Source organism: Viscerimonas tarda (assembly GCF_054601255.1).
The window spans coordinates 31635-45537 of record NZ_BAAHWV010000007.1; the positions used below are offsets into that span (position 1 = coordinate 31635).

Annotated in this window: 16 protein-coding genes; 12 read left to right on the forward strand and 4 right to left on the reverse strand. The window is 40.5% G+C overall.

Annotated elements, in window-relative coordinates:
• Positions 1-6: 6 nt before the first annotated feature.
• From ACYPWY_RS04505 to ACYPWY_RS04515, 3 genes are all read right to left on the reverse strand, one after another.
• A complete protein-coding gene (locus tag ACYPWY_RS04505) occupies positions 7-1842 on the reverse strand; it encodes an SLC13 family permease (protein WP_459684320.1) in 1836 nt (611 codons plus the stop codon).
• Positions 1843-2088: 246 nt separating this feature from the next.
• Positions 2089-2247 carry a hypothetical protein gene (locus ACYPWY_RS04510; protein ID WP_459684240.1) on the reverse strand — a complete coding sequence of 53 codons (159 nt, stop codon included), beginning with the start codon at positions 2245-2247 and terminating at the stop codon, positions 2089-2091.
• Positions 2248-2396: 149 nt separating this feature from the next.
• Positions 2397-2660 (reverse strand): hypothetical protein, encoded by a 264-nt coding sequence (locus ACYPWY_RS04515; RefSeq protein WP_459684241.1) that lies wholly within the window; start codon positions 2658-2660, stop codon positions 2397-2399.
• Positions 2661-3190: 530 nt separating this feature from the next.
• Between ACYPWY_RS04515 and ACYPWY_RS04520 the strand changes: the two genes are divergently transcribed.
• The 9 genes from ACYPWY_RS04520 to ACYPWY_RS04560 all read left to right on the forward strand — a co-directional run bounded on the left by ACYPWY_RS04520 (position 3191) and on the right by ACYPWY_RS04560 (position 11862).
• A complete protein-coding gene (locus tag ACYPWY_RS04520; protein WP_459684242.1) occupies positions 3191-5140 on the forward strand; it encodes an O-antigen ligase family protein in 1950 nt (649 codons plus the stop codon).
• A 58-nt stretch (positions 5141-5198) separates the two neighbouring features.
• Positions 5199-6269: a hypothetical protein gene (locus ACYPWY_RS04525; RefSeq protein ID WP_459684243.1), complete on the forward strand. Its 1071-nt coding sequence runs from the start codon at positions 5199-5201 to the stop codon at positions 6267-6269.
• Between the two features lie 16 nt (positions 6270-6285).
• Positions 6286-7722: a T9SS type A sorting domain-containing protein gene (locus ACYPWY_RS04530; RefSeq protein WP_459684244.1), complete on the forward strand. Its 1437-nt coding sequence runs from the start codon at positions 6286-6288 to the stop codon at positions 7720-7722.
• Between the two features lie 14 nt (positions 7723-7736).
• Positions 7737-9131, forward strand: coding sequence for a hypothetical protein (locus ACYPWY_RS04535; RefSeq protein ID WP_459684245.1), 1395 nt, complete (start codon positions 7737-7739; stop codon positions 9129-9131).
• A gap of 11 nt (positions 9132-9142) precedes the next feature.
• Positions 9143-9724, forward strand: coding sequence for a hypothetical protein (locus ACYPWY_RS04540; protein ID WP_459684246.1), 582 nt, complete (start codon positions 9143-9145; stop codon positions 9722-9724).
• Positions 9725-9787: 63 nt separating this feature from the next.
• Complete coding sequence (locus ACYPWY_RS04545) at positions 9788-10348, forward strand: hypothetical protein (RefSeq protein ID WP_459684247.1); 561 nt, start codon at positions 9788-9790, stop codon at positions 10346-10348.
• Between the two features lie 63 nt (positions 10349-10411).
• The gene (locus ACYPWY_RS04550) at positions 10412-10984 is read left to right on the forward strand and encodes a hypothetical protein (protein ID WP_459684248.1); all 573 of its coding nucleotides are present in this window, start codon (positions 10412-10414) and stop codon (positions 10982-10984) included.
• Between the two features lie 63 nt (positions 10985-11047).
• The gene (locus ACYPWY_RS04555; protein ID WP_459684249.1) at positions 11048-11620 is read left to right on the forward strand and encodes a hypothetical protein; all 573 of its coding nucleotides are present in this window, start codon (positions 11048-11050) and stop codon (positions 11618-11620) included.
• Positions 11621-11700: 80 nt separating this feature from the next.
• On the forward strand, positions 11701-11862 hold the full coding sequence (locus ACYPWY_RS04560) for a hypothetical protein (RefSeq protein ID WP_459684250.1): 162 nt from the start codon (positions 11701-11703) through the stop codon (positions 11860-11862).
• Between the two features lie 151 nt (positions 11863-12013).
• Here the strand turns inward: ACYPWY_RS04560 and ACYPWY_RS04565 are convergent, their stop codons facing one another.
• Positions 12014-12226, reverse strand: coding sequence for a hypothetical protein (locus ACYPWY_RS04565; RefSeq protein ID WP_459684251.1), 213 nt, complete (start codon positions 12224-12226; stop codon positions 12014-12016).
• A gap of 156 nt (positions 12227-12382) precedes the next feature.
• On the opposite strand from ACYPWY_RS04565, the gene ACYPWY_RS04570 reads away from it, so the two are divergent.
• From ACYPWY_RS04570 to ACYPWY_RS04580, 3 genes are all read left to right on the forward strand, one after another.
• On the forward strand, positions 12383-12745 hold the full coding sequence (locus ACYPWY_RS04570; protein ID WP_459684252.1) for a DUF6973 domain-containing protein: 363 nt from the start codon (positions 12383-12385) through the stop codon (positions 12743-12745).
• 13 nt (positions 12746-12758) lie between these two features.
• Positions 12759-13199: a hypothetical protein gene (locus ACYPWY_RS04575; RefSeq protein ID WP_459684253.1), complete on the forward strand. Its 441-nt coding sequence runs from the start codon at positions 12759-12761 to the stop codon at positions 13197-13199.
• A 113-nt stretch (positions 13200-13312) separates the two neighbouring features.
• Positions 13313-13894, forward strand: a complete 582-nt coding sequence (locus ACYPWY_RS04580) for a hypothetical protein (protein WP_459684254.1) — start codon at positions 13313-13315, stop codon at positions 13892-13894.
• Positions 13895-13903: the final 9 nt, after the last annotated feature.

Below are 13903 nucleotides of genomic sequence, written 5' to 3' on the forward strand. Positions count from 1 at the left end.
GCTGGACTAAAACGGAAACAGCAGCGGCAAAACAACTATCATCACAACCCCAATCAGTATTTGCAGAAACAGTCCTACTTTTATGTAATCGGTAAAGGTATATCTGCCGGCTGACATCACCAGCGCATTGGGTGGGGTGGAGAACGGACTGGCAAAACACATACTGGCGGCAACCGTAACAGCAAACAGAAAAGGGTAGGGACTTACGCCCATGCTCAATGCGGCTTGCATGGCTATCGGGGTGAAGAGGACGGCGGTTGCGGTGTTGCTTATAAACATGGTGAGCAGGGATGTGCTGAAATAGATACCTGCCAACAATGCATAAGGCCCTATTGAACCCAGATTGCCTACCAAGCTGGTCGAAATAGCGGCGGCGGCCCCCGTCTTCTCGAATGCCAGCGACATGGGCATCATGGCGGCAATAAGCACCACGCTTTCCCAATTGATGTTTTTATAGGCTTCTTCCATGTTGCGCAGGCATCCGGTGATGATCATCAATATGGCGGCAACCATTACGGCGGTTACTGCCGGAACAATATTCAGCGCCATGGTGAGTACCATCAACACCATAATGGCTGCCGCTAAGGGGGCTTTCTGATCCAGCGTAATTTTCGACGCTTCTTCCAGAGGCTGACCGACTACCACCAGCGAGTCTTGCCTGTCGTCCAGATTGCTGATGTCGTTCCACGAACCTTGTACCAGCAAGGCATCACCCGAGTGCAGTTTTTGCTCTTTTATGTTGTACATTTTATATTCCTCTTCGCGCTGGATGCCCAAAACGGTAACATTAAATTCTTCCCTGAAGCGGGTTTCTTCAACCGTGCGGTTCACCAATTTGGAGTTGGGCATGATGATGATTTCGGCAATCCCCACCTCTTGAAAATCGGAAAAAGTCTTGCTCGACTTGTTGCTGCTAAGCAAAACGCAATTATTTTCGGCGACAAAGGCTTCGATATTTTTTTCGTTCCCATAGCAGTGGATAATATCTCCTTTCTCGATGAGGGTATCGGGCCCCACAGCTTCCAGCATTTCTCGCTTCTTAAACGGGGAGGAACCGGCAGATTTATCTATTTTTACGATATTGATGTCGTATTTTGTGCGGATTAGCAACTCACGCAACGATTTGTTATTCAATGCCGAATCGTCTGAAACCTGTATGCGGGACAGTTGTTGTAATTGGTATTCTTTTACCAGTTCGTTCAGCGATTTGCGGTTCTTCTTTTTACCGGAAGTGTCCTTATCGTCCTTGGATAAAAATAGTTTGCTCAAGAGAGGCAATACAATCAACCCGGCTACAATACAGACAATTCCGACCGGCGTAAAGGAGAAAAAGGACAAAGCCTCGTATCCGGCATTCTCCAATGCCTCGCTGATAACCATATTGGGCGGTGTACCAATCAGGGTGAGCATCCCTCCCATACTGCTGGCGAAGGCCAAGGGCATAAGAAACTTTTTGGGCGATATATTGGCGCTGTTGGCCATGCTGACGATAATGGGTATCATCACGGCCACCGTACCGGTATTGCTGATAAAGGCCCCGATAAAGGCCGTTACCAGCATCACCAGTATAAATAATTTGGCCTCGCTGTTGCCCGCCAGTTGAAGTATTTTGCTACTGAGCATTTTGGCCAGGCCGGTCTTAAATATCCCCGCGCCAACAACAAAAAGTCCGATCATCATAATAACAACCGGATTGGAGAATCCCGACAAGGCTTCCGATGGGGTCAGGATGCCCGACAGCATCAAGGCCAACAAGGCGCACAATGCCACCAAATCGGAGCGTACTTTTCCTCTCATGAAAAATACAGTAGCAACAATCAGGATAGCTATCGTGCTGTTTATGGGGGTAAAAAGGGTTGCCAACATAATTTATTTGCTTTATCTTTGCTTGAGAATTATTCCCGTCAGCCCCTGAAGCAATTCAAGCTGGCGGGTTTCGTTTTTTTCAAAAAGTCTCAAACACTTCGCGAATTTACAATTTTATTATTAAACGGCAAAACTCGGCTCACCAGCAAAACTGTATTTAGTGCAGGGGACGATACTTATTTATACGACGATTGTCCGTAGGACATCCATATCAATAGAAAATTAGCTTTCAAAATTTGTACCTTCAGTAATTCCGGCATGTTCATATATGGCATTATTACATGCTTCTACCAAATCCTTGATAAAATATCGTCGTCCGGGATTCCTGAAACACCGATCCAGTACCTGATACCTGATTTGGGCGTGTTTATTTGTTGCCATAGTATTTATTCTCCATTTTATTATCTACCAACAAGACAGGTTATTCGCTTTGTATTGTATATCTTCCGCTAAGGTACAAATTTTTGAGAGCAATACATAATCTATTGAAATATTTGCCTGAATATCATCACATTCGGATGTTTACCGATTCAAACAGACAAGTGTCCCAGCGCAATAACATTCACATTATCTTTGCGGGTGTAGGATGACGAGCCTGCAATGATGACGTTAAGCGAGGTGCATTGGGCGGCTTTTTCCGGCGTGAGACGGGTGAGTAATTTTTGCAAATTGTTTGCTGCCTTATCAATGGATTCGGAGGATCCGAGTTTTATTTCAAATGCCGCCCATGTTTCGTCGGGAAGTTCTACTACCGCATCTATTTCCAGTCCTGACGAATCGCGATAATGATACACTTTTCTGCATGTATTAAGCTTGTTACAAATTCAAATACGATTTTGTCGTATTCTTAAGTCATGTTTCGTATTGTTCTGAACTACGATTTTGTAAAGCACAGAGGTATGAATTGATTTGAATATGTAAACCCTTTAAAACGAAAATCATATCCCTTATAAACAACAAACAATGGACGGAATCCGAACACCGGACAAAAACATTACTCATTCTTGAGCCAAATAGTCATCATCCTGTTATTTTGATAAGAAAATCAAATTTCTTTGAAAGGTTGTTGCTTAGATAGAAAATTTCATCAACTTCCTTGCTAGCATTGGAGAATATTTTTTTAATTGTTTGTATTTCAACGCTATATAGGAAATATTTATTCTCCTTTCTGGATTTTTACTAACTCGATTTATGTTCATTAACAATTTAATCGCAAATTAAATGAACTTTAATTTGCGAACGTTGTTTTTTATTACATAGCTATAAACAATATCTGTGCTTTACTTCAAGTACAAAAAAACTAACTGATTAAATCGTTCATACCATGCTAAGTCCCAATTCTTGTTTTTCAAAGAAAGAGAAGATTGCATTCTTCCTATTTTTTCTTACATGCTTTGTTTCATTGTTAACATCCTCTATTTATATCGATAATACACATTTAGGTGTCTATGGATATGTATTTATTTCACTTATTCTATGGGGATATATTCTGCTATTCTGTTTTAAGAATGATAAGAAAATTGATTTTAACAGAACAACTATATGCTATGCCATCTTTATTATCTATATCCTGATTATAAATGTAGATAATGTAAATTTTAACATATTAAAACGTGAAAAATTTATTGTCTTGGCCTTTTCCTTTATCCATTTTGTGGCATTGTTTTCATATTTCAACCGGAATTTAGAGAAAATAGTTTCTATAATTGCCATATTTAATTCAATCTTCTTATTTTCAGCAGTTTTCCAATCCTGCTATTTCTATTTACAAATGATTGGCTTGTTGGGAAATACTCATCCTTATTTTGAGATGGGGGGTACATTGGGTAATCCGAATATCCTGGCAAACTACTTATCTCTTTGTGTCGTTTTTTCTGTTAGCTACATCCTTTTTCTAATAAAATCAATACAGAAAAAAGATAACCCTAAAGTAAGAAAAAAGATTACTTTAATTGCGTTAGGTGTTCTAATTATTTTACCTGTCATTCTTTTATGCAAATGTCGGACGGCATGGATTGCCCTGTTTATGGGAGGATTGGCAAGTTTGATTTTCAATTATCCCGCTTTCTGGAAAAGTAAGAAAGGAATTGTGTTATCGGTATTTTTGATTATATCGGGCATCTTCTTTGTTGGACAGTTATACTCTTTTAAACAGCAATCGGCTGACAGCCGTTTATCTATTTGGACGGGGATGACCGAAATGATCAAAGAAAAACCGGTAACAGGGTATGGTTATGATAGTTTTGAGAGGCTATATAATTTGAAACAAACCGAATATTTTGATCAATTACCCGCATCTGATAAGAACTATCTGGAAGGACGTTATGTTGAAGTTGCCTACAATGATTATCTTGAAATTTGCTTCGAAAGTGGAATTATCGGTTTAATATTGTTTTTATCTATCTTTGTTTTTGCTGTTTATCCTTTGTTGCGTTCACGAGGGAAGAACAATCCTAACCCGTATGCTATTGTGGCTGTTCCTGTATTACTGGCATGGCTTGTTACCGGACTTTTCAACTACAATCTGATAGCGCCCTTCAATATGCTATTTTTATCGTTTGCCTTATCTCTTATCGGGCTAACACGGCCTGTATATACTTTCAATTTGAGAAAGATAGCTGTGCTGTGTTTATTTGTACTTGTTCTTTTCGTTTTTGTAAAAGCATATAACATGTCTAAAACAGAAACTACTCTAAACGAACAGGTTAAGTCTGGAAAAGAATTTCATGGGAACTACGAAGACCTGAACAGGCAATATTCAACTTTAGAAAAAACAGGTAAGAATTTGTATTCTTATGCATTGTTTCTTCAACGATGTGGATTTAAAGATAAGAGCATCGAAAAACTGGAGGAAGCAAAAAATCTTTCTTCCAACTACAATATCTACATTGCTTTGGGACGGATGTATGGGGAAACAGGCAACTTGGATGCCGCTATTCAAAACTACCGCATTGCATCAGGAATGGTACCATATTTACTAATACCGAGGTATGAACTAACGCTTTTATTGGACAAGGCGGGCGACAAAGCAGCAGCGCTTGCAGAAGCACAATTAATTGGTGAAATACCGATTAAGGTTGCATCGAAAAAAGCAGATAATATTAAAAGACTGGCGAAGATGTATGTTGAAAAAGCCGGACATGGGAGTGATGAAGACCATGATCACGAGCATGAACATCCTCATCCCAACCATAATCGTAACCTTAAAGGAGTTAATCCTAATCTGGGGTTACACAAAAAGCATGTACACAATGCTTTTTGTAACCATCACTAATTATTCGGAAAATTCTGCGATACACGCAGAAGATATATTTATTTAAAAACACTATTTTATGAAGAAAATCTTTTTTACAGCAGCATTGCTATTCTCATTCTTATGCTCTCCGGTTGTAGGGCAAGAATCAGCGGAACAAAAAGCCGAGTTGAGAACACAGAAACAAATGGCCGAATCACCTGAAGCGGCCGGCATGAGTCAACAACTGAAGGATGACTACAAGGCTCTCCTTTACAGGATGAACCTGGAAGTGGTAAAAGCAGGACAGGATTATCCGCCCGAGTTTGAAGAATATCTCGCCAAGATCGATGATATACGCAAGCGATATAATGAACCTTTGGGCAAGGTTGTTGAGGTATCCAACAATGAGCAGGTGCATCTTGACCGCCTCAGGAAATTGAAGTCGCTTATCGAAATGACTCCGCAGCAAGAAACCGACGCCGGAAAAATACTGATGGCCGCGTCTCAGCGGAAACCGGCGAAAACCCTCGAAGGGCAAATCATGGACGTGAACGCCATGCGCCAAAAAAACACCCAACTCAGGAGGTTGTTCACTCCCCAGCAAAACAGGGTGTTGATGCAAAACGATTTCTTTTTGGAAACCCCGGAACGCGAATGTGCTGTTCAGGATTACCTGAATGGGATAAAACGGAATACCGAATTGCGGAAAGACCAGGAAACGGCGTTGAAAGAAATCATCAGGACTTATTATCGCATGGAGGATATTGCCAAATTGGAAACAGACCAGCAACATGCCGATTCCATCAAGCACGAAGCATCCCGGTTTATGTTTGAGAAACTAAATAAAATATTAGTCGAAGGACAATGGGAAGTCTATTTGGTGAATTGTAGCAAGTCGGCGGCAACAAAAGCCACAGCCCAGAAAATGAGGGTACTTAAAAAGCACGACCAATATACCGAAGAACAACTGTCGCGCTTCGATAAAGAAATATACAGTTTCATTCTGAACGAAAATATCCTGCGTCTGCGCCATAAATTTGACGAGAAGAAGTTGCAGGACGGGTTGCGCGAAATGAAAAAACTGGAACCTATGAGCTTGCGAAAAGCTTCGGCTCTCGAAAAACTGAGCGACAATGCCAAAGCATACAGGGGTACTTATCAATGGTAATAAGGAGGAAAGAAAGATGAAAAAATACCTATTTTTATTTGTCCTGCTGATGGCAGGATACGCGGCCACGGCGCAAAATACGCCGGGCACAAGCGCAAAGGCTGCGAGCAACCGCCTGAGCCAGTCCGATAAGGAAGCCGTGGGCAAGGCTCACCGCTATATGGCGGGAATGGGAGCGCCACAGAGTTACGAAAAGGCTGTCGGGATATTTGAAGGCTTGGCAGCGAGAAACATTCCGTATGCATACAATGCACTCGGCATCATGTATCGTGAGGGAAAAGGCGTGGAACAGGATATACCCAAAGCCATCGAGTATTTTGAGAAAGCTGCCAAACTTAATTATTTGTCGGCATTCTACAACCTGGGACTTATATACGCCTATACCGATGAAATTGAGCAGGATTTCGGCAAGGCTTTCGAGTATTTCCGCAAGGGCGTGGAACAGAATGAGCAGGGATGCTGCTACCAGGCCGGATACATGGCTTTTAAAGGATTGGGAACAAGCCAGAGCTACGAAAAGGCGGTAGAATATTTTGCCAGGGGAACCGAACTTGGTCGGCCGGCCTGCAAATTTATGCTCTCGGAGTGTTACGCCAACGGTTACGGGGCGCCACAGGACATGGAGAAGTCGCTGAAGATGAAAGAGGAATTGGCTGTTATTGGCTACACCCATGCCGTGCACTTCTTTGTGGAAAACAAGCAGGAAGAAACCGTACAGAGGCTGCGGTCGGAAAAGCGCGCGGCGCCGGCAGAGGAGTACAGGCGGATAGCGCCGGTCGGTTTCGACAGGCAGGATATTACCGGAGAATGGACGGGAAGCATGATTACATACGACTTCTCGGGCAAGCGCATCGAAAGGGAAGAACCTGTCGATCTGAGGATTGAGCGGACAGGAGAGCTGCTGCAGGCTGTTTGGACGCAGGGAGAAGCGGAATACCGCATGGCAGGCGTACAGAAAGACAGCCTGCTGGTTTTCGAGAATGCCAAAGGAATAGTTCTTTCGGAAAAGGAGGCTATACCTGTTGAGTGGGAAATGAAGAGCGCTTCGATTGAAATCAGGCAGGGAGCGGATGCCCCCTTGCTGGTCGGCAACCTGAAGATGTACTCGCAAACGACTATGGAACCCGGGCAGCCAACCATGATATTGATGACCCGCGCAGGATACGCGGCCAATGGCCTGGACGAATTGTCGGACGAAGTGCAGACACGCCTCGACATATCGCCCAATCCGGTGAAAGGCCATGCCAACATAAGCTTTACGCTGAAGGAAGAGGGGCCGGTAACAATCTCGCTATATACCCTGAACGGGGCCAAACTCTACGACCTGCACAGCGCCGCATATCCGGCAGGAACGCATACCTACCGCTTCGACAGCCGCCTGCAGGCAGGACAATACCTTTTGTTGCTCGAGCATAAGGGGCAGCGAAGGAGTAAATTATTAATCCAGCAATAGAAACGGAGGGAAATATGGGAAAAATAATAAAAAGATACGGTAAATACGCTATATTTGTCCTGCTGTTTCTGGTAAACATCGGAATAGAGATTCAGGATGGAGCGATAAGCGTGGAGGCTGGCGTAAAGGCCTGTGCCTACTCGAATGAGTATGATGAAATAACATTCCACTGCACCCTGTGCGGAAATGATATAAATAACTGTTCTTGTTATGGGGTTGTAATTTGTGCTTACTGCAAGCAATCAGGTTGTGATGGTCTTTGCCGGTACACTTGTAGCTATTGTGGTATGCTTTTTTGTTATGGCGATTGCCAGTTTGGTTATGGCATTTCCTGCCAATACTGCGGCAGTTTGTATTGCGACGGGACATGCGAATGGAGCCAGGCCTGCTGGTATTGCGGCGACATATACTGTTACGGCTGGTGTTTGAACACGTGTAATTATTGCGGCAGTTCGTACTGTTACGGCAGTTGCCAGAATCAGAATGTGTGCAATTATTGCGGGCAGTCGGGTTGTTATGGCGGGTGTCTGAATGTGTGCAGCAATTGCGGTCAATCGTGGTGCCAGGGCGAATGCCAGCAGGATGATTGCGGCCCAACATGCAATATTTGTGGCGGTAGCTTGGGCGGCTCGCTGAGGCGGGGGAAGCTGCGGAGCGGTAGTAGTTGTACGGGGTGTGTATGTACTGACCCTTGTGCAATGGCGAATGCAATATTGAATAACCCATCAGTAAATGCGGCCTTTAATGATGTTCATGGAAAGGTTAATCAATTGGATGAGTGGGGAATGACTGTGAGTGCAAAGTTTCTAAATCCTGATGGTACTGCGGCGAATCCCTTTTTTGTGGCGCCAACATTCGTTAGCAGCAATCTTTATACTGATGGACAGAGGACATCCATTGGCATGCAAGAGTCATGGAACAACAGTGACGGGTATTCCTTTTCAATGGTACACTCCCACCCGAACGGCGGGGAGAATGACTGTTTTTCGGTAGCAGACATATACACATTGAAAAATATGCTTAATCACTACAATAAGTACAAGCACGACCAGGATTCGCTTGCGCTGATTGACCCTGATTTTGCGGATTATTACCAGAAACAACTGAATTTTATCGAAAACAACACTTCCCTCGTAGTTATCGGCCTGGGGGCAACCTATGCTGTTACTGTGAAGGATTGGGAAGAGTTGGATAATATTCTTAGCAACAATACTGTAAATACAGCGAAAGCACAGGTGGAGATTTACAAAAGTAATGCGTATAAATATGATCACGATGCAGCTCTGTTAAAATATTTCGGTAGCGCCATTAACTTGCATAAAAGTCCGAGAGACGAACTGGACTTTAATCAGTATTACCAGCCAGACCCAAATGATTCTAAAAAAACCAAATTAATCGGATGTCCATAAAACAAATCGTTATGAAGAAAAATAAATTTTATATATTGTTATTAGCGATCAGTCATATCCTGATTTCGTGCAAATCGTCTTATACGGCAATAAACGATAAAACAATAGGAATAGTGTTTAATATGCCAAAAGGAGCAGACTCAATCAACCCTGAAACCTTGGTTAACAAATATTCGTATAAGTTTTATTGGGGCAATGGTACAGACGGTATTACAAAGAATTATCCACACAAGCCCAATATGGATTATACTTACCAAATCAATAAAGATGTAATTATCGGGTTTATCTGCTTGGAAGATCCTTATCCTTTTAAAAATGCAGAAGAAGATAGAAATCAGTTTATAAGGTCTGTGAGGTATAATACTACCAAAATAGTTCAAAAAGTAGAAGAAGAATACATTAACGGGCGTTTATTCCAGTTATGCTTTTACAAAGAACCCCAAAATAATGAGGATTGTTTTGTGTCATTCGGAAGTGACGGAACAAAGGTAAATAGAATCGGGGGTGAAATTCGTTTCCCAGCCAGCTACCCGCTGGAGGAAATCGAAAAGCAAACCACCAAAATCTTGTCAGGAATTAAATTTCAGTTTTAGTTAATCATTTATTAACCAGCAGGCTGTATGTAAGCAGCCTGCTGGTTTAAAATTGCTATTGTTATGAAGAAATTTAGATTTTGTATAGTAATTATCTGTTGCTGTTGTTTGATTTCATGTAAGTCGTCTTATACGGCAATAAATGACAAGAAAGAAGGTATCGTATTTAAATTGCCTAAAGGTGCGGCACATATAGACAATCCGAAATCCATGGAAAACCAATATTCTGGAGAATTTTACAAAGAAATATCAGGCAGGATTTTCATGTGGGATAATGTTTATCGGGTCAATGAGGAGATTGTGATAGGTTTTAAATATGTAAATCGTCGTGTTGTAGATGCTTCTGAAATGGAAAAGGAAAGGGGTTTGTTTGGATATGTAAATAAAGAGAAATCTGACGGAAAGAACTTTAAAATGAAAGACGTGATAGTTAACTCCCGGTTATTCTGGCTGTGCTTTCGTAAAGAGAAAGGCAATGATGTTGATTATTTTGTTTCATTCAAAAGCGACATGACAAAAGCAAATGGTATATGGGGGGGGATTCGTTTCCCAGCCAGCTACCCTCTGGAGGAAATAGAGAAGCAAACCACCCAAATCTTGTCAGGTATTAAGTTTAAGTTTTAGTTAATCATTTATTAACCAGCAGGCTGTATGTAAGCAGCCTGTTGGTTTAAAATTGCTATTGTTATGAAGAAATTTATATTTTGTATAGTAATTATCTGTTGCTGTTGTTTGATTTCATGCAAGTCGTCTTATACGGCAATAAATGACAAGAAAGAAGGTATAATAATCAATTTACCAAAGAATACCATTCCAATAAATCCGGACTCATTAAAGGATAAATATTCAGACCTCTTTTACAGAATACTTAATTTGCCATATCCTAGCAAGGGAACCGAAATATTTACATGGGATCATACGTTCCAAATTAATACAAATATTATCATTGGTTTTAACTGCAAAGATGGAAGAGTATATGAGAATATGGAGAGAGAAAGGAGACGCTTTGAATATGCGATTAATTCTGCTTCGGATGGAGTAAATTATAAAACGAAAGATGAAATAATTAATTCCCGTTTATTTTGGTTAGGACTCTATAAAGCAAAAGATAATGAAGAAGATTATTTTGTGTCTTTTCGGAGTGATGGTTCCAAAGTAAATCATGTATGGGGCAAAATCCGTTTCCCAGCCAGCTACCCGCTGGAGGAAATAGAGAAGCAAACTACCAAAATTTTGTCGGGTATTAAATTTCAGTTTTAGTTAATCATTTATTAACCAGCAGGTTGTATGCAAGCAGCCTGTTGGTTTAAAATTGCTATTGTTATGAAGAAATTTAGATTTTGTATAGTAATTATCTGTTGCTGTTGTTTGATTTCATGTAAGTCGTCTTATACGGCAATAAATGACAAGAAAGAAGGTATAATAATCAATTTACCAAAGAATACCATTCCAATAAATCCGGACTCATTAAAGGATAAATATTCAGACCTCTTTTACAGAATACTTAATTTGCCATATCCTAGCAAGGGAACCGAAATATTTACATGGGATCATACGTTCCAAATTAATACAAATATTATCATTGGTTTTAACTGCAAAGATGGAAGAGTATATGAGAATATGGAGAGAGAAAGGAGACGCTTTGAATATGCGATTAATTCTGCTTCGGATGGAGTAAATTATAAAACGAAAGATGAAATAATTAATTCCCGTTTATTTTGGTTAGGACTCTATAAAGCAAAAGATAATGAAGAAGATTATTTTGTGTCTTTTCGGAGTGATGGTTCCAAAGTAAATCATGTATGGGGCAAAATCCGTTTCCCAGCCAGCTACCCTCTGGAGGAAATCGAAAAGCAAACTACCCAAATCTTGTCAGGAATTAAGTTTCAGTTTTAGTTAATCATTTATTAACCGGCAGGCTGTATGTAAGCAGCCTGTTGATTTAAAATTGCTATTGTTATGAAGAAATTAAGATTTTGTATCAGGAGCCCGGGCTGTTGATGACCCGCGCCATATATCCGGCAGGAACGCATACCTACCGCTTCGAGAAACCTGTTCAGGCAATTACTTGCTTATCCTCGAACACAAGGGCCAGCGCAGAAGCAGACTGCTTATCAAACAATAACATGGAGGGATAAAAAATGAAAGAGATATGTAAAAAAATACATGAAAAGTCTTATCTTTATCCTCGTATTCCTTGTAAACATCGGAATAGAGATTCAGGATGGAGCGGTAAGCGTGGAGGCTGGCGTAAAGGCCTGTGCCTACTCGAACGAGTATGATGACTGGTCAACGGTTAACTGTTCCGCGTGCGGAATGAACGTTGACGACTGTACCTGCCGGATAGTTACAGCCTGCGCTTATTGCCGTTGGCAATATTGCAATGGTGAATGCCAGCTTGTCTGTCAATATTGCGGCGACCCATACTGTTACGGCAACTGCCAGTATCAGAACGTGTGCAGCTATTGCGGGCAGTCGGGCTGTTCGGGCAGTTGCCAGCAACAAAACGACGATTGCGGCGAAACGTGCAATGTTTGTGGCGGTAGCCTAGGTGGCTCGTTGAGACGAGGGAAGTTACGGAGCAGTTGTGTAGTGTGCGTATGTACTGAGGATGATTACAATACTGGATATTTTGCATTAACCGAAGGTCTGTTTGCGTTGTTACACCCTATAGCGGCAGCAAAATTCAGTTCCAACGCAACTAAATCAGAAAATAAAGCCAATGAATATGAGTTGCGAAACAAAAAAAAAGGAGAATTTGATGCTTTTAGACATGCTTATTGGTGCGCCCTCAATGTTGTAAGTGAAAATGAAACTTTAGCACGTCAAGCAGGATATGCACACGAAAATACCCCAACTGACCCACCTCAAACTTCTCAAGAAAGGGAAATGGATTTATATAACAATGAGGTTGGGTATTGCATCGGAAATACTGCAAAACAAAATGGATGGGATGAAGATAGAATTGTGGCAGAAGTTCTAGCTATGTTAGGTAATGGTTTATTAATGACGTTATATTAAACATGATATTATTATGAAAAATCTATTTAAAATCATTTTAGCAATTGTACTTTTTATATTGCTATTGATATTTTTCAATTATAAAATCGAAAGTACGAGTATTCAAAATGAATTAAGAGCGATACAGACTGATTCCATTTTTACATTCGGAAATTTGACTATTAATGGATGGGATACTCTCTATATGATGCAATCGTATGGCTATTCTAGTATAGAAAAGAAAAATTTGTCTATTCCAATATTGACAAGAAAAAAAATTCGTCATAAATCTCTTTATGATGGTTTTTTCTTTTTGCTTTTTACGAACAATCGCAAATTGACCGATTATGTGATACTCCCACGAACTATTGCGAATTTTGATTTTATTGAAATTCCAGACGAACTATTAATAATATTGCCTGATGATAAATTTATTATGTCTCAAAACCGGATTGTGCAATATAATGAGAAATAATGAAAAATTGTTTAAAATATTTTTTGTCAGGTATTAAGTTTCAGCTTTAGTTAATCATTTATTAACCGGCAGGTTGTATGCAAGCAGCCTGCTGGTTTAAAATTGCTATCGTTATGAAGAAATTTAGATTTTGTATAGTAATTATCTGTTGCTGTTGTTTGATTTCATGTAAGTCGTCTTATACGGCAATAAATGATAAGAAAGAAGGTATAATAATCAATTTACCAAAAGGTTCAGTCCCGATAACACCTGATTCATTGGAAAACCAATATTCAGGGGAATTTTACAGAGTAACCCATATAAACCTTTCTCAAAAAGTTATAAATGAAGTATTTACATGGGATTATATTTATCAGGTTAGCGAGGATATTGTGGTAGGATTTGAGTATATAGAACGCCGTGTTATAGATGCATCTGAAATGAAAAAGGAAAGAGGCGCATATAAATATGCAAATAAAGAGTTATCTGACGGAACGAATTATAGCGCTAATGATGTAGTTATCAATAACCGCTTGTTCTGGTTGGATTTTCGTAAAGTAAAAGACAATGACGCTGATTATTTTGTTTCATTTAAAAGCGATATGACAAAAGCAAATGGAGTATGGGGCAAAATCCGTTTCCCAGCCAGCTACCCTCTGGAGGAAATCGAAAAGCAAACTACCAAAATTTTGTCAGGTATTAAGTTTCAGTTTTAGTTAATCATT